Consider the following 19,259-nt stretch of genomic DNA (forward strand, 5'->3'; position numbering starts at 1 on the left):
TTCATGGGGATGACAGCATGCAAGCCAAGGGAACGTTCGACGTCCAACTACCCAGCCACTCCGTTGCGCCAGGTACCGAGGCCGCTCAACTGAGTAGAAAGGCCATACACAAAACGTTTCAGGGGGACCTGGAGGCTCATAGCCTGGGAGAGATGCTTGCCTCCCTCTCGACAACCCCGGGATCGGCCGGCTATGTGGCGATGGAGCGGGTCGAGGGCCATCTGGCGGGAAGGCCAGGCAGCTTTGTGTTGATGCATTGGGGGAGTATGGACAGAGGCCAGCGAACACTGACCGTTCAGGTCGTACCTGACTCGGGTACCGGCGAGTTGGAGGGACTCGGCGGTACGATGGAAATAGATATTCGTGATGGGCGGCACTACTATCTGTTCAACTATCAACTCATGCCCGCGCGCTGAATAGTATGAAGCTGAAACGCATAATCCTGATATCGGCCATCACCGTATTGACGTTACCCGCTGCCGTGCTGGCGTTCGTAAAGCCGCTCCGAGTCGTTGCCCCCTTGCTCATTCCGGAAATAACTTGCCCACTGCCGAATATCTGCACGGACAGCGTTGCGCAATTAAGCAACGCCCAACAACTGTACAACGAAGGATATGCAACGGCAGCCACTGCCGTCGGGCCATTTCGAAGCGTGCCTCGTGTCGTGTTTTGCACGACTGATGCCTGCGCTGAATCCTTCGGACTTGGACAACGCGCGGCAGCCGCCGTTGGGAATGTGGGTTTGATCGTTGCCCCTCGCGGCTGGAAAGCGTTTTATCTGGCTCACGAACTGATCCACTATCGACAGGCGGAAACGCTCGGAAACCTGGCAGTCGCCACCCAGCCAAAATGGCTGGTCGAAGGCATGGCGTACTCACTGAGCGGTGACCCTCGTCATCCGCTGGGTCCCCCCTTCGAACAATGGCGGTCCCAATTCGAAACCTGGCATGCCGGTCTAGGCGCGCAGGACATCTGGGATGCGGCGCGCGGCGTGCACTGAAAAACCAGCCATCTGGACTTGACTCCCCCTCTCCACCACCAGCCTCATCAAACCGCTGATCCGCGTTTTTCCCTTGCGCGATAAAAAAGCAAGGCAAACCTGAAATGTCCCTGTTTTTCCCTACAGACAGCTGTAAACCTGTAGATTTAAATAATCCATCCCCGTCAAATCGATTGAGCGATGCACTGAGCAATAAGATGTGACGGTGAAGTATTGATATAACAGAAACCAATAAAACATCACTTATATTCAACTACCTGACACATCACGTGCTCAGAGCAAAACCATTCTCTCCTGCCCTCCTTGCTCTCTTCCTCTTCAACAGGGAAACGACCACCTACCGCTGAAAAACTGCCAGCCGCACCAATGGACACATCGATGCCCTGCAATGGCACGATCATTCAAGAAGGATTCTTATGCATGTGATCATTACCGCCATCGGCTCAGCCGGTGACGTTCACCCCTTTGTCGGGATCGGCCGCACGCTCGCAGCACGCGGGCATCGAATTACGTTTTGCGCCAGCGCAGCGTTCGCACCGTTGATCGAGCGCTGTGGCTTCAAGTTCTTGCCACTGGGTACCCGTGAGGAATATGACGCGGTCATGGCTGACCCGGCGTTATGGCATCCACGGACGTCGCTTCCCACCCTATGGAAAACCGTCGCCAGTACGTTGCGCGAACAGTATCGGCTGCTGGAGCAAGCGTGTGACGACCAGACCGTCATGCTGGGTTCCTTGTGGGCGTTTTCCGCCCGCCTGCTCCAGGAAAAACACGGCGTCCCGCTGATCACCGCGCAAGTGTCGCCGTTCGGCTTCTGGTCGCCGGCCGCCCCCGCCACCTCTCCACCGGGAACGAATTTGCCGGCCTTTTTGCCTTATCCCGTAAAACGCATGTTAATGGGTTTTATAGAGCGCACCTTTCTTGATCGGGCCATGGCGCCGGAACTCAATCGCTTTCGCAATGAACTGGGCTTGCCATCGGCCAAACGCATTATCAGCCAGTGGATCTCCTCTCCAGATCGAGTATTGGGATTGTTTCCAGAGTGGTTCGCCCCCGTGCAACGCGACTGGCCTGCCCAGACAGTACTGACCGGGTTCCCGTTGTTCGATGAGTCCGGTTTCCTGCAGACGGATACCGAACTCGCGGACTTCTTGAATGAGTCCTCACCGGTCGTGTTTACCCCGGGTTCGACCATGGTCGACAGCGGCCAGTATTTTGCCGCTGCGGTTGGTGCACTCAAGTTGATCAAACGCCGCGGAGTGTTTCTGACCAACCAACCGGTAGACCCGACCCTGGCCGCCGGAAGCAGGATTCTGGTGCGGCGCTACGTGCCGATGAGTCGCATCCTGCCGCAGAGTTCGGCACTGGTGCATCACGGTGGCGTCGGGACCACTGCGTTGGCGATAGCAGCCGGAGTACCGCAAGTCGCCACGCCGTTTGCCCATGATCAGTTCGACAACGCCGCGCGAATGGAGCGCTTGGGGTGCGGCGTGCGGATACTCCCCCCTGCCTCCGCCGAGTCGCTGGCCACGGCGCTGGATAAGGTGTTGAACAGTCATGCAGTGCGCGCCCGCTGCGAGCGCTATCGCACACAGATGCCAAGCGGTGAAGCGGCATGTCAAGCGGCAGCGTTGCAAGTCGAGGCGCTCACCTCGCGCTGAGACGTACGGCAAAGCCTCATCAGGGATGATCAGTGACAGGGAGTGAACGGTCAGCCGTTTCCTTTTCCTGTCGAGTTTCGAACAAGGACGACGAACATGCACAACCAGACTATGGCCCAGGCCATGCCCGCTTCCAGTGGAGAGCCTCTGCTCTACCCACTTACCGCTCCCCAACTGGATATCTGGCTGGACCAGACTCTGCACGGCGAGATCCCTTTGTATAACATCGGCGGCTATGCCCGGATCAACGGTACGGTCGATGCCGCAAGGCTACAACAAGCCATAGATCAGGTCGTCGACGGCCATGACGCCCTGCGTATCCAGCTGGAACCCGGATCGCCCGGGCATCCCCTGCCGCGACAACGCTTCCTGGCATCGGTCAGCGTGCCGCTGGCCCGGTTCGATGTGTCAGGACATGACGCTCCAGAGGCCGCCGCACTGGCCTTGATGCAAGAAGACCTGCAGACCCCGTTTTCCCTTGACGGCGGTTTGCTGTTGCGCATGGCCCTGCTGAAGGTCCGGGAGGGGCTCTACTACTTCTTCGCCAATTGTCATCATCTGATCGTCGACGGCTGGGCCTTCGCCATGATGGGTCGGGCGATCAGCCAGGCCTATACCGCACTCCAGGATCAACAGGACAGTACGGTATGCGCGCCGACTTACCAGGCGCATGTCGAACAGCAAGGTACCGACAGGGACTCGCCGTCCTTTCAGCGCCAGCGCCAGTACTGGCTGGATAAATATCGCAGCCTGCCCGAGCCGCTGCTGGCACCCCACTATGAAAGCCGATTCGGCCAACGCCTGGCACCCAGCCAGAACCATGCCTGGCGCCTGCCACGCGCGCTCTACAATCGCCTCGGCGAACTGGCGAAGACCTCTGGCCAGGCGACGGTGTTCCACGTGATGCTAGGTGCGCTGTACAGCTATTTTACGCGCATCGCCCAACGTGATGAGGTGGTGATCGGCCTGCCAGTCCTCAACCGCGCCAATGCCGTGCACAAAGCCACGCTGGGTTTGTTCGTCGGCATGAGCCCGGCTCGCCTCAGCCTGGGTACCGACCTGGCCTTTAGCGAGCTGGTCAGAAAGATTGCCCAGACACTCAAGCAGGACTACCGCCATCAACGGTTTCCGTTGAGCGAACTCAACCGTGAACTCGGGCTGCAAAACCTGGGACGGCGGCAGTTGTTCGACCTGGTGGTGTCCCACGAACTCGACCAGGACACCTGGTACGGTCCGGCCCCTGCGCAACCAGTCAAGCTCAGCAATGGATACGAACAACAGCCACTGGCGATGCATGTACGCGAGGCCGCGGCGGACGACGATGTGTGGATGCATTTCATCTACAACGAGGCCTATTTCGATGCGGTGCAGATCGAGGCGCTGCAACAGCGCTTCATGAGCATCCTGCAGAGCGTCGTCGCTGATTTCGATGTGCCGGTCAAGGCCCTCGATCTTCTGCCGGCCACTGAACGCCGGCAAATGCTGGATGAGTGGAATCGCACCGGCGTCGACTACCCTGCAGAGCCGCTGCTGCATAAGTTGATCGAAACCCAGGCCGCCGCGCGCCCGGAAGCGATAGCCGTACGCTTTGAAGATCAGACGCTGACCTATGGCGAACTGAACCGCCAAGCCAATCAGTTGGCCCACACCCTGCTCGAAGCGGGCATTCGCCCGGACGCCCGAGTCGCCATCTGTCTGGAGCGCAGCCTGGAAATGGTGGTGGGTCTGCTGGGCATTCTCAAGGCGGGTGGCGCCTACGTTCCCATGGATCCTGGTTATCCGATCGAACGCTTGCGCCACATGCTGGACGACAGCCTGCCAAGCGCGCTGATCACCACCCGTGCACTACTGACGAGCCTGCCCGCCGTGACGACGTCCGTGCTGTGCCTGGATACCGACCGTGAGCGCTTGTCCCGGCAAGCGGAACACAATCCGCACGCCACGGCGCTCGGCTTGACGCCCCGGCACCTCGCCTATGTGATTTACACCTCCGGCTCCACCGGCCTGCCTAAAGGGGTCATGAACCAGCATGACGGGGTCGTCAACCGATTGCTTTGGGCCCGCGACGCTTATGGGATCGATGAGCACAGCCGCCTCCTGCAGAAGACCCCGTTCAGTTTCGATGTGTCCGTCTGGGAGTTTTTCCTGCCACTGCTCAGTGGCGCGCAGCTGGTGGTCGCCGCCCCTGGCGGGCATCGGGATCCCCGCTATCTGATGGACATCATGGCGAGCACCGGCATTACCCTGGTGCATTTCGTCCCGTCGATGTTGCAGCTGTTTCTCGACCAGGCAGAGCCGCAACGCCTGCCTGATCTGAAGCAGGTCCTGTGCAGTGGCGAAGCCTTGCCTCATGCCTTGCAGGAACGGTTTTTCGAACACTGGCCGGCGGTGCGGCTGCACAACCTCTACGGCCCCACCGAGGCGGCTATCGACGTCACGTCCTGGCATTGCCGCCCGGGCTTGCACGAAGGCATCGTGCCTATCGGCAAGCCGATCGCCAATACCCAACTGCATATCCTCGATGCGAACCTGCAACTGCTACCGCCAGGGATCGCCGGGGAGCTCCACATCGGCGGGATCGGTGTCGCGCGGGGCTACCTGAATCGCCCGGAGCTGACGGCCGAGCGATTTATCCGCGATCCCTTCCAGGCCGCCCCCCAGGCGCGCCTGTACAAGACCGGCGATCTGGGCCGCTGGTTGGCCGATGGCAGCATCGAGTACCTGGGGCGTAACGATTTCCAGGTGAAAATTCGCGGCCTGCGCATCGAGCTTGGCGAGATCGAAGCGCGACTTGGCGCTTGCGAAGGTATCAAGGATGCGCTGGTGATCGCTCGTCAGGCGTCGGCGGAGGATACCTACCTCTGCGCCTATCTGGTGGGCGAGCCGGGGTGCGTGCTTTCAGCGCCGCACTTGCATGAGACCTTGCGCCAGCAGTTGCCCGACTACATGGTGCCGCGGTACCTGATCCAGCTCGAGCGGTTTCCATTGAACGTAAACGGCAAGCTGGACCGCAAGGCCCTGCCCGAACCCGAAGAAGCCCTGGGCGGTAGCGACGGAACAGCGCCACGCAGCGCCTTGGAACAGTCGTTGGCCGACCTCTGGCGGGACAACCTCAAGTGCGCCGCACTGGGTATCCACGACAACTATTTCATGCTCGGTGGCGACTCCCTGAAAGTTATTCACTTGCAGGTCAAGGCCCGCGAGCAAGGGATTGCGCTGACGCTGGCACAGATCTATCAGCATCCGAGCATCGCTCGACTGGCCCAGAGCGTCCAGGCGCAAGGCGGTCCGTCGACGAGTCTGGCGCCCTTGGCGCGCACCGCGCCTTTTGCCCAGGTGCCGGAAGCGATCCGCCTGGCCAGCAAAGGCCTGTTCGATGACGTATTCGCGGCTTCGCAGCTGCAAGTCGGGATGATCTACCACGCGATGATGCACCCGGAGTCGGCGATCTATCACGACATTTTCCGCTATCGCCTGCGCCTGCGTTGGGATGCCGCTGCCTGGGACCGGGCTTGTCGCGCCCTGATCCAGCGCCACCCGGCCTTGCGCATGTCGTTCGATGTCGGCCATGCCGAAGTGCCCATGGCCCGGGTGCACACGACGGTCGCGTCGCCGGTGCAGGTCATCGACGTCGTATCGCTGAGCCCCCATGAGCGTTCGAACGCCGTAGCCGCCTATGTGGATGAACGCAAGCGTCATCGCCAAGACTGGCAGCAGGCGCCGCTGTACCAGTTCGGCATATTCGTCGCGGCGGATGACATCGACCTGGTGTTCAGTTTCCAGCATGCGCTGCTCGACGGTTGGAGCGTCGCCACGTTGCTGCGTGACCTGATCACGCTGTACACCTCGGAGGAAGATGCGGACGCACTGCCGGCCTTGACCACCACACCTGCCGACTTCATCGGCCTGGAACGGCAGGCGATGGCAAACGAGGCCCATGGCCGGTTCTGGAGCGAATACCTGCACGACGCCCCTGTCGCCGCCATGACCAGTTGGGTCCATGGGGTTGCCCCGGACTCAACGCCGCACCGCTCGGCCTATCGAGCAATACCCGCAGTGGATGTGGCCCGGCTCGAAGCGTTCTGCCGCGCCCAGGACCTGCCGTTGCGCGCTGTATTGCTGGCGGCTCACGGTTTCGCGCAAGCCATTCTGTCCAATCAGCAAGAAGTGCTGTGCGGTGTCATCAGCCATGGTCGGCCGGAATTCGAGGACGCCGCCTCGGTTCTGGGTTTGTTCCTCAATACCCTGCCCGTGCGCTTCAGCACCCTGGGCCAGGATTGGCTCGAGGTGATCCGCGGGGTGATGAGCCAGGAGCAGCAAGTGTTTGCCCATCGGCGCTATCCGTTCGCACTGATTCACCGCGAAACCTCCATCACCTTGAACGTGGTGTTCAACTACGTCGATTTTCATGTGCTCGACGACATGCTGGCGCCGGGCAAGGAAATCCTCACTAACTGGGAAACCACGGAGGCCAGTAACTATGACTTGCTGACCACGACGGGCCGTCACCCCGCCAACGGTTCTCTGATGTTGAAAATGGACTATCGAACCGCGCGCGTCGCCACCAGCCAGGTCGAGGCCTATGCCGACTACCTGTTGCGCACGCTTGAATCGATGATCGCCGCCCCCCACGCCACGCCACGCATACCGGCCTGGCTGCCGAGCCTCGAGCGAACCCTGCCGACGCCGGTCACGACAGTCCCTCGGCGCAATCTTTCGACCTTGCTACTGGACAGCTTCGCACGTCATGGCGAACGGACCGCCGTGAGTTTCGAGCACAACCGCCTGTCGTACCGCCAGCTGGCGAACGCCAGCGCACAACTGGTGAGTTGGCTGCACCAACACGGTATCGGTCAGGGAGATCGGGTCGCCCTCATGATGCCACGCTCGCCCGACCTGATCGTTGCCCTGCTTGGTGTGATACAGGCCGGCGCCGCCTATGTACCGATCGACCTGAGCTACCCACAGGAGCGTATCCGGCTGATTCTCGAGGATTCGCAGCCGCGCCTGGTGCTGTTCGCCGATGCGTCCGCGAACCTGCTGATGGCACTGGCAAGCACGGCAGACCAGCGTCACTGGGACAGTGTGGTCGCCGAGTTCAACGACAACCTGCCGCGCAATGACCTGGTCGCCTCGATTGCCACAGGAATCGTCGACGAAGATAACGCTTACCTGCTCTATACCTCGGGCTCGACCGGACGCCCCAAAGGCGTGGCAATGCCGCACCTCGCATTGACCAATATGATCCTTTGGCAGAACCGTCAGCAGGCGGAAGGCGCCAATACGGCAGCAGCGCTGAAAACGCTGCAATATTCGCCCATATCGTTCGACGTATCGTTCCAGGAGATTCTCTCGACCCTGACGTGCGGGGCGCAGCTGGTCATGATCGACGACGGGCTGCGCCATGACTTCATTCGGTTACTGAAATTTATCCGCGCCCAGGACATCAATCGGCTGTTTCTGCCCTACGTCGCCTTCCAGGGGTTGGCCGAAGTCGCCCTGCAGCTGGGTATCCGGCCCGTCTCGCTGCGCCAGATCAATGTGGCCGGCGAACAGCTGAAAATCACTGCCGAAATCCGCAACCTGATGGATGGCCTCGATGACTGCCAGCTCGAGAACCACTACGGTCCGACCGAAGCCCACGTGGTCACCCGCCTGAGACTTGAAGGCGCCACCGCGACCTGGCCGAGCATGCCACCGATCGGTACACCGATCGACGGGGTACGCCTGCATGTCCTGGACGCGACGGGCAACCCATGCCCGATCGGGGTCGTGGGCGACCTGTTCATCGAAGGCCGGTGCCTGGCGAACGGTTACTGGAATCAACCCGATCTGACCGCGGAACGATTCGTCCATCGCCAGCTGGAGGGTGAGACCCGACGGTTATACAAGACCGGAGACCTCGGGTTCTACCTGCCCTCGGGCGACCTCGTCTATCAAGGCCGCAGCGACGCCCAGGTAAAGATTCGCGGTTATCGGGTCGAGCTGGGCGAGATCGAAGTGGCCATGCTCGACTCCGCTCGGTTCGGCGCCGATATCCAGCAAGTGGCGGTGATCGACAAGCGTGCGGCGGATGGCAGTTGCTATCTGGTGGGGTTCGTTCAGCCCATGGCGGGCCGCCAGCTGGACCTGGACCGCCTCAAGGCCGAGATGCGCCTGACGCTGCCCGATTACATGCTGCCGAACACGTTGGTCGGCATCGCGCAAATACCACTGGGTCCCACCGGCAAGATCGATCGCCGGCGCTTGCAAGAGATAGAGGTTCAAAACACCTTGCAGCGACCGTATACCGGGCCGCGAAATGTCTTGGAAGACTTGCTGCAGGGCTATTGGCAGGAAACCCTGGACCTGGAGGAAATCAGCGTCCACGACAATTTCTTCGAGCTCGGCGGCAACTCGCTCAAGGCGGTCCGGCTAATTGCCATGCTGGCCAGGCACCAGGCCTTCGAGCCGTCATTGTCCGACTTCATCCAGGCCCCGACCATTGCCGAATTCGCCGACATCTTGCGGCGCAGCGAAACCACCGCCCCTGGAACCGGCGCACTGGTGAACTTCAAAAATGCCACCCAGATGCCAACGCTGTTCCTGGTGCACCCCATCGGTGGACACGTGTTGTGCTATGCCGCGCTGGCGCGAGTACTCAAGAACCAGGTTCACCTGTATGCACTGCAAGCGCCGGGCACCTGGGATAGCCGCGCACCGTTGCAATCGGTGCAGGCCCAGGCGGTGCATTACGCCGATGCCATCGAACAGGTCGCGCCCCAAGGCTCGCTGAACATTGGCGGCTGGTCCTATGGCGGCGTGGTGGCGTATGAGCTGGCGAGCGAGTTGAAGCGGCGTGGGCGGCGCCTGAACAACGTGTTCCTGCTGGACACCATCGTGCGCGTCGACCAGGGCGAGGTGCAAATAGAACGCACCGTGCTCATGAATTGGTTCATGTGGGAACTGCTCAGCGGCGATGGCCAGAAAGACTACGACTACCACGCCCTGGACTTCTCTTCGATGAGCGACTCACAAGCCTTCGCGGCGATTAGACAGCACGGCATCAGCCAGGGCATTTTCAACACGAGCATCAGCTTGGTTGCGCTGGATCAACTCTACCGGGTCTTTCATGCCAACTGGCAATCGTTGCTGGACTACCGATTCGCGCCCCAGGATCTGCCGCTCACACTATTCGCCGCGGATGTCGAGTTGCCCGATGTGCTGCAGGCTCCCCATGAGCGGGTAGGTACCGCATTTCGCGATCCGTACCGTGGATGGCGCTCGATAGCGCCGCAGGTGGAGCGAATTGCCGTCGAGGGGGACCATCTGACCATGATGCGCGAGCCGCATATCGGACGGGTCGGTGAAATCATCAAGTCACGAATTGACGCGGCGCGGGCTAGAAGCGCTGAGTCCATAGCAATATCCGCCTAGCCGTCACCGACGGTCGCAGTGACGAAGCGGGTTTAACGGCCCCGCTTGCTCCCACGCCCGGTCGTTCCGGGCCCGAGAGAGGTGACGCAGCATGAAAGAACTCAGAAAAGCCATCGTGGCAGGTGCCGGTATCGGCGGACTGACTGCCGCCATCGCACTGCAGCGGGCCGGCTGGCAGGTCAAGGTTGTCGAAGCGGCCCCGACTCTACGTGCCAGCGGCACCGGCTTGTCGGTCATGGCCAACGCCATGGCCGCGTTGCATTCAATCGATGCCCACGTTCCGGTGGAACAAGCGGGCCAGGTGATCCGACAGTTTTTCTTCAAGAAGCACAATGGCGAGCCCATCACCAGCATGCCCATCCACGAGATCGGCGAACAATTGGGTTACCCCAGCCTGAATATCCAACGTCCATTGCTGCTACGTGCCTTGGCCCAACAGCTCACTCCGGACACCCTGACCACCGGGTTGCGCTGCGTGGGTTACGCCCATTGCCCGGAGGGGGTGCAGGTGTCGTTCGAGGACGGCAGCACGCACCAGGCCGATCTGCTGATTGGCGCCGACGGTTTGAACTCGGTGATCCGCCAGCAGATGTTGGGCGAAACGCCAACGCGCCCATCCGGCTATATTGCCTGGCTGGCGGTAACGCCACTCAGCCACCCGCTGCTGACCGAAGGCTATGTGGCGCATTATTGGGGGCGCGGCAAGCGCTTTGGCCTTTGCGATGTCGGGGATGGCCAGGCGTACTGGTGGGGCACCTGCAACCACGGCAACGCTGCGGAGGCCGCGTTGCGCATCAGCAAGCAGGAGGTGCTCGACACCTACGCCGGCTGGTCAGCAGAAGTCCTCGCGGCCATCGAGGCCACGCCCGAGAACGCCATATTGAAAATGCATGCCCGGGATCGCGCGCCCGTGGAGCAATTCTGTGATGGGCAGGTGGTACTGTTGGGCGATGCGGCTCATCCCATGCTGCCCAGCCTGGGCCAGGGCGCCGCGCAGGCGATTGAAGATGCCGTGGTGCTGGTCGATCACCTGGGGCAAACGCCAGACCTGCGCAGCGCGCTGGCGCACTACCAGGCGCGTCGACATCCGCGGGTCAATGGAATCGTCAATGCCGCGCGTTTTATGAGCGGCATCGAACAAGCCGAGTCGAGATTCGCCTGCTGGCTGCGAGAATGGTATTTCCGCCTGACCCCACAGAGCAGTTTGCGCAAAAAGAACATCGATATATTGTCGTTCAAACCCAATGCATAAACAGGCGTATCCACATCCGGGGTTATTCATCCGGGTGGTTGATGCTGTCAGCCCGCACGGCGATCGTCTTGCACTCCCGCTCGTGGCTTGAGCGAGTGGCTGGAGAAGGTCGGTCTCAAGCAGGTCGACACCGTGGCACAAATGGCATTGGGCACACCGCCACAAGCGCTCAACGGCCTCCGACAGTTCGCCCTCGTCACCCAAGCCATGGGTTGACCACCGCGCGCAAGAAAACACCACTGCCACCCCCTCAATAGCCCAAACTGGGTATCGGTGCGAGCGCCGTAATCGGACGCGGTACAGCGCTCCGGCTCCTGGCGCAACCCGATACTCGCTGGGCATTCTGTGCCGTCATCGGCCCCACGGCTGAACCGACACCAGGGCTGACAGCACTGGACCCGCAAGCAATGCTCTCCCCTTCGGCCGCACCGGCCCCCCACATACTGATCGGGCCCATCCCGCAGTGCCGTTCACACAATGCCTTCGAAGACAACACCACCGACCTGCGTGTGGGCGTCTGGGACTCGACACCGTACGAGCGTCATGACCGACCGCATAAACTCTACGAATTGATGCACCTGATCGAAGGTAATGTCATCCTGCGGGCGCCTGATGGTACAAGCCTGACAATCAACACCGGTGACACCGTGTTCGTCCCGCGAGGCGCGCCGTGCGCATGGAAAAGCACCCGGTATGTGCGCAAGTTTTACGCTGTAAAATAAGCCGCACCTATTTCGTATTGAGTGAGATGCCGGAGTGAAACCAATTATCTATGCGCCGGACCGGCACTTGAAGCGATTTAAATGTTTTGGCACGGGCCCGGACAGCGGAAACGAAGCTGTCGTCATTTTTGGAGGGGGTTCCTCCGAGTGGTCGGTCGAGGATCGTCAACGTTTTGCAACCCTGCAAAATGCCAATGCTTGCGTATTTATCAACGTTGAGAACGACGGCCTCGGGCCGTGTATTCTTGATTTCTATTATCCGCATGCCAGGAGCCCCCTGTGTTTACATGCGTCGTTGGCAGCCGCCCACTACCTGCAAACCAGCCGTGTCGCAGAGCATTCGAGGCTGATGCTGACGTCCATGAATAAACAGGCGTTGCACTATACCCAGTCCGCAAATGAGATGTATGTCAGCGTCACGCCTCAACCGGTAAAGATGCCCGCGCCCTCTTGGGATGCCATTGCAAACTTGCTCGGCTGCCCGACATCAGCAATCAAGGTGCCGCCAGCCGTCGCCTCCATAGGGAGCCCGAAATTACTGGTCGAAATGGTCAGCTTTGACGCGTTGCATGCGCTACACCCCGACCTCCATGGGATTGTAGAGTGGGGGAAAACGTCTGCTATCAGCGGTTGCTATGCCTACGTACACCGCGAAGGGCAAGTGTATGAGGGGCGTAACTTCAACCATCTGGACGAGCGCCTCGAGGATGCTGCGACGGGGGTAGCCGCAGGTGCGCTCAGGGTACTCCTTGCAAGAGACATCATCCTTTACCAAGGACAGGCCTTGGGGAATCCCTGTCGAATCAGTGCGTCGGTTCTTGATGGAAGGGTCTGTGTGGGCGGCCAGGTTATCGAAATGCAACCGTCAGCCTAACGGCTGAGCACTGAGATAATTCCGCCACTTTCCAGAGGGAGTAACCGCTGAGGCCGGGGACCGAGGCGGGACGACATGTAGTGATCGTCCAAGTCCCGTGCAGTTACTTTGTGACGTGATCAATCCGCCAGCGCTGCTTCAGCTGTTGCAGGCGTCCATCACGGCTCATCTCATCGAGCGCGCTCTGCCAGCGTGCAACCAGGCGAGCGTCCGTCTGCGGGGAGAAGGCGATATAGGCGCCCTGCGTCATCAGTGGCAATTGGTAGTGCAGTGCGTTGGGCTCAAGTCCAACCTCGCGAGCCAGTGTGGCGACGGTGAGCGTATCCGCGACGATCAGATCCGCTCGCTCCAGACGTAGCAACTTCATCATCTGCTCTGGGGTGTCCACGCCATACAGATTTTTCATCCCCTGTTTTTTCAGGTAATCGTAAGCCAGCCATTTACGCGGCACTGCGATCCGGTCGACAGCGCCGGCTTGTTGCAGGTTGAGCACTGGCTGCGCCGTTGCGGAGCCTGCATAGAGTGCCGTTTCAACCTCCATCAAAGGACCGACCCACAAGTAGTGAGACTCGCGCTCGGCAGTACGCAACACGGTAAAGACCGCCGTATCCGAGTCAGTGCCGGCGACTTGCAAGGCCCGAAGCAAGGGGGCTTGCTCAATACGCACTTGATCGCCCGCGCTTTGTGCGAGGGTGCGCACCACGTCAACGCCGAACCCCACCAGCTCATTACCCTGCTGGAAATTCAGGGGCGGATGGTTATCGGTCAGCATGCGCAGATCGGCTGCGACAGCCGAGAAAGCAAGGAAAGACAGCACGCAGCCGAACAGCAACCTCATGAAGCCACCTCAACGTAATGGTCCGTTCAGTTTATGCCAGCCGTCCCCTAGCTGTCTCGCACCTCACCCGCCACCTCCGCACGGAACCCGGCCTCGTGCGCCATGACCCATTGCGCGAACGCCTTGCTCGGCAGAGGGATCGAGAAGAAATAGCCTTGCCCGACCTCATAGCCCTGAGCCATGAGAATATCGCGCTGGGCAGCGTGCTCGATCCCTTCCGCCACCACCGGCAAACAAAGTCCCTTGCCGATACCGATGACTGACTCACTCAGGGCGCGGCAGGAGGCGTCGCGCTCCAGGTCATCGACAAAGCTCTTGTCCAGTTTCAACTCGCTGATCGGCAGACGCCGCAAATACCCCAAGCTGGAGTAACCGGTGCCAAAGTCATCAATCGCCAGACGCACCCCCAAGGCATGCAAATCGCGGATGGTTTGTTCGGTGCCTGCGCTACTGGACAACAAGACGCCTTCGGTCACCTCCACGCACAGGTCGCGGGGCTGCAAATCGCAAAGCTGCAATTGCCGGTCGATCAACTCGGCCAGATTCCGGTTGTGGAAGTTGATCGGCGACAGGTTGATCGATAAGGAGGGGACCACCAATCCTTCTCGACGCCACAGCGCCAATTGCTCGCAAGCTTCCCGTAACACCCATTGGCTCAGCGCATTGATCAGCCCGCATTCCTCGGCCAGAGGGATGAATCGGCTGGGCGCAATATGATCCAGCGTCGGATGCACCCAGCGCGCCAGCGCTTCGGCACCGACCAGACGTCCGCTGCGCAGATCGACCTGCGGCTGATAGACCAGATGCAGCCCGTCACCGGCCAGGGCCTTGCGCAAGGCCGTCTCCAGCATCAAGCGCTCCTGGGCGATCTTGTTCATCTCTTCGAGAAAGAAACTGAAGCTGCCGCGTTCGACGCGCTTGGCCTGGTACATGGCGATGTCGGCACAATGCAGCAGGCTTTCCATATCCCGCCCGTCCTCCGGGAACAGACTGATGCCAATACTGGCCGACACCACCACGGCCGTCCCGGCAATGGTGGCCGGGACACTCAGGATCATCATCAGTCGTTCAAGAAAGGTCGTGACCTGGGTGGCGTTCATCCGTGGCAACACCAGCACGAACTCATCCCCGGACAAACGCCCGACAATGTCCGACTCCCGCAGCACGCTGCGCAGCCGTTGCGCCATGACTTGCAGCAGTTCGTCCCCCGAAGCGTGCCCCAGGGCATCGTTGACCTGCTTGAAACGGTCCAGGTCGACAAACAGTACCGCCAGCTCGGCCTGTTCTTCAGCGACTTCGAGCAGGATCCGCTCGGCCTGGGCCAGCAGGAAATTGCGATTGGGCAGACCGGTCAATGCATCATAAAAGGCCATTCGGCGAATGGACTGCCGAGCCTCTTCCCGCTCCAGCGCCAGCATGCACAGGTGGATTCCCGCCGTCACCAGATGCATATGCAGAGGATCGGGGCCGCGACACTCCCGGAAGTAGAGCGCAAAAGTCGCCGCGACCCGTCCCGCACCGTTGCGTACCGGAACCGACCAGCACGCCTGAAAACCCGACAGTTTCGCCAGGGCCCGGAACTCGGCCCAGAGCGGATCGTGGTGAATATCCGTGACCAGGACCGGCTCGCCCCTGTAGGCCGCCGTGCCGCAGGAACCCTTGGCCGGGCCGATTGACAGGCCCTCGATCGCCCTGGAGTAGTCCGTCGGCAGGCCCGGGCTGGCCAAGGGGTGTAGAATGCCCGCCGGGTCCACACTGAGGATCGAGACCGCCACCTCGGGGGCGATGTGTTCGATCTCCTGACACAGCAAGGTCAGCACGCTCTCCAGCGACGCCTCTTTCAACAACGCGCCAATGATCTTGTCCTGCAGCACCTCATGCAGCTTTGTCCGGGTAATGTCGGTCAAGACGATCACGATGTTTTCGACCTTGCCCTGATGATCGAACACCGGCGTCGAGGAAACATGCAGCCACAGCCGTTGGCCATTACGCTTGCTGATCAGCGCGCTGATTTCATTGGATTGACCGCCGAAGAGCTTTTCCAGCACCTGCTGCGCATAGGTTTTGGCTCGCGTATCCGAGGCAAAGAATATAAGCGGTGACTGACCGATCACCTCTTCACGGGCATAGCCCAGCAATCGAACAAACCCGTCATTGACATAAATGAGGTGCCCCTCGGCATCGACGATACAGGTGGCCGAGCGGGTGGCATTGACCGACATCGAGAGCAGCCGGTGCTCGATATCCTTCAAGCGCTCGGCTTCTTCACCACTGATCAATCCGACTCCAGAGTCCATTTTCTTTACCACTTCATGCCTGCAATCACCGTCATCAGTGTAACGGCTTCGTGTATTTGCGCTGAAAAAGTTCACCCCCAAACTGCCAGCCAGCAAGCTTGCAAAAGCAGTATGCCGGTCTAGGCTCACCATTGCCTCTCAAAGCACAACTCACCGTACATGAAACCCGCCACTTCAGACGGAGGGCATCTCTTTCCTTAAAAAAGCCACGCGCTGTTTTTAGTTGCTGACACGAATTAAGTCATCACAATCAAGAGGGATGCTTGATGAATCGCAGCCATGGGTATCGTGCGTTCTCGCAAAAGCAAGACTCCGAGCAAGTGCTGCGCGGGCGCTTCGAAGTGAGCTACGACTACCCGGTGGTGTTCACCGATCATCTGTTCGATCCGGAAAATCCCTGCCTGCACCGCCAGTTGACAGCGCAGCATCAGGTTCCTGTCAGCGTGCTGGTGTTCGCTGATGAGCAACTGTTGCAAAGCGCCCCACAGTTGCTGAAACAGATCGATAGCTACTTTGCCACCCATGCCGCAGACCTGCATTTGCTGGCCGCGCCGATTGCCGTCCCGGCCGGCGAAACGAGCAAGGCGCCACAGGTGTTGCAGCAACTGTACGCCGACATGCTGCAGCATGGGTTGGACCGGCATAGCTATGTACTGGCCCTGGGCGGTGGCGCGGTGCTGGATGCGGTGGGCTATGCCAGCGCCACCTTCCACCGTGGCATTCGCCTGATCCGTATCCCGAGCACGGTGCTGGCGCAGAACGACGCGGGCATCGGCGTGAAGAACGGCATCAATGCCTTCGGCCAGAAGAACCTGCTGGGGGCCTTCTACCCCGCCACCGCGGTGATCAATGACTTCCAACTGCTGACCAGCCTGAGCCGTCGCGACCAGATTGCCGGGCTGGCCGAAGCGGTCAAGGTGGCGCTGATCAAGGACGCGGCGTTTTTCCGATGGATAGAGCAACAGGCCGACGCCCTCGCCCACTTCGATCACCCGGCCAGCCGCTATGCCATTCGCCGCTGTGCCGAACTGCACCTGGAGCACATCACCGGAGCCGGCGACCCGTTCGAGCGCGGTAACGGGCGGCCACTGGATTACGGGCATTGGGCCGCGCACAAACTGGAAAACCTCAGTGGCCACAGGCTGCGCCACGGCGAGGCCGTGGCGGTGGGCATGGCCCTGGATGGACTCTATGCCAATGCCAAGGGCCTGTTGAGCGATGCCGACACCGATCGCGTGCTGCGCCTGCTGCTCAAACTCGGCTTTTGCCTGTGCCCGCCGGAACTGCTGTTGAAAGATGCACAGGGGCGCTCACAGGTCCTGCTCGGACTGGAGGAGTTCCGCCAGCACCTGGGCGGGCAACTTTCCATTCCCATGCTCAAGCGGATCGGCGAATCGGTGGACCTGCATGAAATAGAGGCCACGCTGATGGAGGAAGCGCTGCTGCGGCTGTCGACCCGCTCCGGCCTGGTGCTGGGTTTACATGAGAGCTGCGCGCCATGAGCCACACAGCGCCGAACCTGAAGACCTGGATGACCCTGGGCCGGGTGTCCAACCTGCCCACGGTGTGGACCAATACCCTGGCCGCCGCCCTGCTCTCCAGCAGTGCCGGGGCCCTGGCGCCACCGTCGGCCCTGATGTGGATCCTGCTGCTGGTGGCACTGTCGGCGCTCTACCTGGCCGGCATGCTGTTGAACGACCTGTTGGACGCCGACTGGGACCAGCAGCACCACAACCCCCGCCCCATCACCCTGGGGCTGGTCAGCCGCCAGCAGGTGGGCCTGGCCACCGCGCTGATGCTGATAGTGGCCGCCGCCTCGGTGCTGGGCTTGAGCCGGTTGATCGACCAGCCGCACTGGCTGCTGGTCAGCGCCACCCTGCTGGTGAGCTGCATCCTCGGCTACAACCTGCTGCACAAGAAATACGCCCACAGCGTCTGGCTGATGGGGGCTTGCCGCTCGACCCTCTACCTCACCGCCGCGGCCAGCCTGGCGGTGCCACCGGAGCCGATCTGGCTGTGTGCGATCTTGCTGGGCGTCTACATCAGCGGACTGACCTACCTGGCCCGGCAGGAGCATCGCAACCAGTTGCTCAGCCGCCTGCCGCTGATCCTCATGCTGAGCCCACTGGCCCTGGCGCTCTATGCCGACAACGACTGGTTCTGGCCCGTGCTGCTGCTCTGGCTGGGCTGGCTGGGCTGGCACTACTGGCGCCACCTGGCCAACCCACGGCAACGGCAGGTCCGCGCCTTTATCGGCGCCGGCCTGGCAGCCCTGCCGCTGTTCGATGCCCTGGTGCTGGCCATGGCCAACCAACCGTTGGGCAGCCTGTTATGCGTCCTGGTGTTTTTCCTGCTTCCACACTTCCAGCGCTGGGTCAAACCGACATGAACATGGACGTCACTGCACAGCCATCGACCGCCCTCGCCATGCGGCACGAGTGCCTCGTCGAACAACGCCAGGCCTTCACCCGACAGCTCGATGACTGCGAGCGGCAGTGGTGGCGCCAGGCGCAGGAGAGGCTCGCCCAACACCCGGACGCCAACACCTCGGCGCTCTTGAGCAGCCAGTGCAAGCGCAGCCTCAACGAGCAGGCACTGCCCGACAGTGCCGGCTGGAGCAACGTCCAGCTGGCGCGGGCGTTGCTGCTGGCCCAGGCCCTGGAGCAACAACCCGCCGCCGGGCAACTGCCTTTGCTGCGCCAGCTGTTTCTGTGGGGCGACGATCAGGAAAAGATCGCCCTCTTGAAAGCCCTGGACTGGCTCGATAGCCACGGGCTCTGCGTCGAGCTGGCGCTGCAGGCCGGACGGACCAGCAACAGCCAGGTGTTTGCCGCCCTCGCCCTGGACACCCTCTACCCGGCGCGCCACTACAGCGAACGGGCCTTCCACCAGCTGGTGCTGAAAGCCTTGGGCATGGGACTCGACATAGGGCGCCTGGTCGGTCTGACCCAACGCCACAGCGTCACCCTCAATCAGTTGGCGCTGGACCTGCTGGAAGAACAGCTGGCTGCGCAACGGACGGTGTCCGCAGGGCTGCCCCGAGTGATTGCCTTCGGCTTGCTCGACCCGGCGCAACGCCTGCGCCTGGTCGACCTGGGTCAGCAGCAACGCTTACCGCCGGAGTGGCGTGAGCACCTGCCCAGCCCCAGCAGCCCCTCACCGAGCTGATGCTCAACGGCGCCCCTCTCCCCTAGACGAG

11 protein-coding genes and 3 pseudogenes are annotated in these 19,259 nt (G+C 61.1%); 11 read left to right on the forward strand and 3 right to left on the reverse strand.

Features of this window, described 5'->3' with window-relative positions:
* Positions 1 to 17 precede the first annotated feature (17 nt).
* Positions 18 to 416 carry a DUF3224 domain-containing protein gene (locus UCMB321_RS15280; protein WP_040068463.1) on the forward strand — a complete coding sequence of 133 codons (399 nt, stop codon included), beginning with the start codon at positions 18 to 20 and terminating at the stop codon, positions 414 to 416.
* A gap of 5 nt (positions 417 to 421) precedes the next feature.
* On the forward strand, positions 422 to 1,000 hold the full coding sequence (locus UCMB321_RS15285) for a membrane protein (RefSeq protein WP_040068236.1): 579 nt from the start codon (positions 422 to 424) through the stop codon (positions 998 to 1,000).
* Positions 1,001 to 1,239: 239 nt separating this feature from the next.
* On the opposite strand, the gene UCMB321_RS30725 is transcribed toward UCMB321_RS15285, so the two are convergent.
* Positions 1,240 to 1,401 (reverse strand): hypothetical protein, encoded by a 162-nt coding sequence (locus UCMB321_RS30725; protein WP_157015962.1) that lies wholly within the window; start codon positions 1,399 to 1,401, stop codon positions 1,240 to 1,242.
* A gap of 15 nt (positions 1,402 to 1,416) precedes the next feature.
* Between UCMB321_RS30725 and UCMB321_RS15290 the strand changes: the two genes are divergently transcribed.
* The 6 genes and pseudogenes from UCMB321_RS15290 (at position 1,417) to UCMB321_RS15310 (ending at position 12,925) form a co-directional block, all read left to right on the forward strand.
* On the forward strand, positions 1,417 to 2,661 hold the full coding sequence (locus UCMB321_RS15290) for a glycosyltransferase (RefSeq protein ID WP_040068239.1): 1,245 nt from the start codon (positions 1,417 to 1,419) through the stop codon (positions 2,659 to 2,661).
* A gap of 96 nt (positions 2,662 to 2,757) precedes the next feature.
* Positions 2,758 to 10,077 (forward strand): amino acid adenylation domain-containing protein, encoded by a 7,320-nt coding sequence (locus UCMB321_RS15295; protein ID WP_040068241.1) that lies wholly within the window; start codon positions 2,758 to 2,760, stop codon positions 10,075 to 10,077.
* A gap of 91 nt (positions 10,078 to 10,168) precedes the next feature.
* The gene (locus tag UCMB321_RS15300; RefSeq protein ID WP_040068242.1) at positions 10,169 to 11,329 is read left to right on the forward strand and encodes an FAD-dependent monooxygenase; all 1,161 of its coding nucleotides are present in this window, start codon (positions 10,169 to 10,171) and stop codon (positions 11,327 to 11,329) included.
* A gap of 84 nt (positions 11,330 to 11,413) precedes the next feature.
* A pseudogene (locus UCMB321_RS30730) lies at positions 11,414 to 11,545 on the forward strand (GNAT family N-acetyltransferase); the annotation flags it as partial.
* A gap of 44 nt (positions 11,546 to 11,589) precedes the next feature.
* Positions 11,590 to 12,051 (forward strand): annotated as a pseudogene (locus UCMB321_RS15305) (cupin domain-containing protein); the annotation flags it as partial.
* Positions 12,052 to 12,085: 34 nt separating this feature from the next.
* Positions 12,086 to 12,925: a PhzF family phenazine biosynthesis protein gene (locus UCMB321_RS15310; RefSeq protein WP_052451244.1), complete on the forward strand. Its 840-nt coding sequence runs from the start codon at positions 12,086 to 12,088 to the stop codon at positions 12,923 to 12,925.
* Between the two features lie 103 nt (positions 12,926 to 13,028).
* On the opposite strand, the gene UCMB321_RS15315 is transcribed toward UCMB321_RS15310, so the two are convergent.
* Together UCMB321_RS15315 and UCMB321_RS15320 are read right to left on the reverse strand one after the other, a co-directional pair.
* Positions 13,029 to 13,763: a substrate-binding periplasmic protein gene (locus UCMB321_RS15315; RefSeq protein WP_040068244.1), complete on the reverse strand. Its 735-nt coding sequence runs from the start codon at positions 13,761 to 13,763 to the stop codon at positions 13,029 to 13,031.
* 47 nt (positions 13,764 to 13,810) lie between these two features.
* Positions 13,811 to 16,060, reverse strand: coding sequence for a bifunctional diguanylate cyclase/phosphodiesterase (locus tag UCMB321_RS15320; RefSeq protein WP_245220806.1), 2,250 nt, complete (start codon positions 16,058 to 16,060; stop codon positions 13,811 to 13,813).
* A 308-nt stretch (positions 16,061 to 16,368) separates the two neighbouring features.
* Between UCMB321_RS15320 and UCMB321_RS15325 the strand changes: the two are divergent.
* The 3 genes and pseudogenes from UCMB321_RS15325 to UCMB321_RS15335 form a co-directional block, all read left to right on the forward strand.
* A pseudogene (locus UCMB321_RS15325) lies at positions 16,369 to 17,562 on the forward strand (3-dehydroquinate synthase); the annotation flags it as partial.
* On the forward strand, positions 17,559 to 18,449 hold the full coding sequence (locus tag UCMB321_RS15330) for a UbiA family prenyltransferase (RefSeq protein WP_040068246.1): 891 nt from the start codon (positions 17,559 to 17,561) through the stop codon (positions 18,447 to 18,449). The pseudogene UCMB321_RS15325 and the gene UCMB321_RS15330, both read left to right, overlap by 4 nt.
* The gene (locus UCMB321_RS15335; RefSeq protein WP_040068249.1) at positions 18,446 to 19,228 is read left to right on the forward strand and encodes an EboA domain-containing protein; all 783 of its coding nucleotides are present in this window, start codon (positions 18,446 to 18,448) and stop codon (positions 19,226 to 19,228) included. Before UCMB321_RS15330 ends, UCMB321_RS15335 begins: the two co-directional genes overlap by 4 nt.
* Positions 19,229 to 19,259 lie beyond the last annotated feature (31 nt).

It is taken from the genome of Pseudomonas batumici (genome assembly GCF_000820515.1).
Lineage (GTDB): Bacteria > Pseudomonadota > Gammaproteobacteria > Pseudomonadales > Pseudomonadaceae > Aquipseudomonas > Aquipseudomonas batumici.

What these genes read in the sequence shown, in the direction of transcription:
- UCMB321_RS15290 (WP_040068239.1), top strand. Translation starts at nt 1,417, where the DNA reads ATGCATGTGATCATTACCGCCATCGGCTCAGCCGGTGACGTTCACCCC.
- UCMB321_RS15280 (WP_040068463.1), top strand. Translation starts at nt 18, where the DNA reads ATGCAAGCCAAGGGAACGTTCGACGTCCAACTACCCAGCCACTCCGTT.
- UCMB321_RS30725 (WP_157015962.1), bottom strand. Translation starts at nt 1,401, where the DNA reads ATGATCGTGCCATTGCAGGGCATCGATGTGTCCATTGGTGCGGCTGGC.
- UCMB321_RS15335 (WP_040068249.1), top strand. Translation starts at nt 18,446, where the DNA reads ATGAACATGGACGTCACTGCACAGCCATCGACCGCCCTCGCCATGCGG.
- UCMB321_RS15330 (WP_040068246.1), top strand. Translation starts at nt 17,559, where the DNA reads ATGAGCCACACAGCGCCGAACCTGAAGACCTGGATGACCCTGGGCCGG.
- UCMB321_RS15315 (WP_040068244.1), bottom strand. Translation starts at nt 13,763, where the DNA reads ATGAGGTTGCTGTTCGGCTGCGTGCTGTCTTTCCTTGCTTTCTCGGCT.
- UCMB321_RS15295 (WP_040068241.1), top strand. Translation starts at nt 2,758, where the DNA reads ATGCACAACCAGACTATGGCCCAGGCCATGCCCGCTTCCAGTGGAGAG.
- UCMB321_RS15320 (WP_245220806.1), bottom strand. Translation starts at nt 16,060, where the DNA reads ATGGACTCTGGAGTCGGATTGATCAGTGGTGAAGAAGCCGAGCGCTTG.
- UCMB321_RS15300 (WP_040068242.1), top strand. Translation starts at nt 10,169, where the DNA reads ATGAAAGAACTCAGAAAAGCCATCGTGGCAGGTGCCGGTATCGGCGGA.
- UCMB321_RS15285 (WP_040068236.1), top strand. Translation starts at nt 422, where the DNA reads ATGAAGCTGAAACGCATAATCCTGATATCGGCCATCACCGTATTGACG.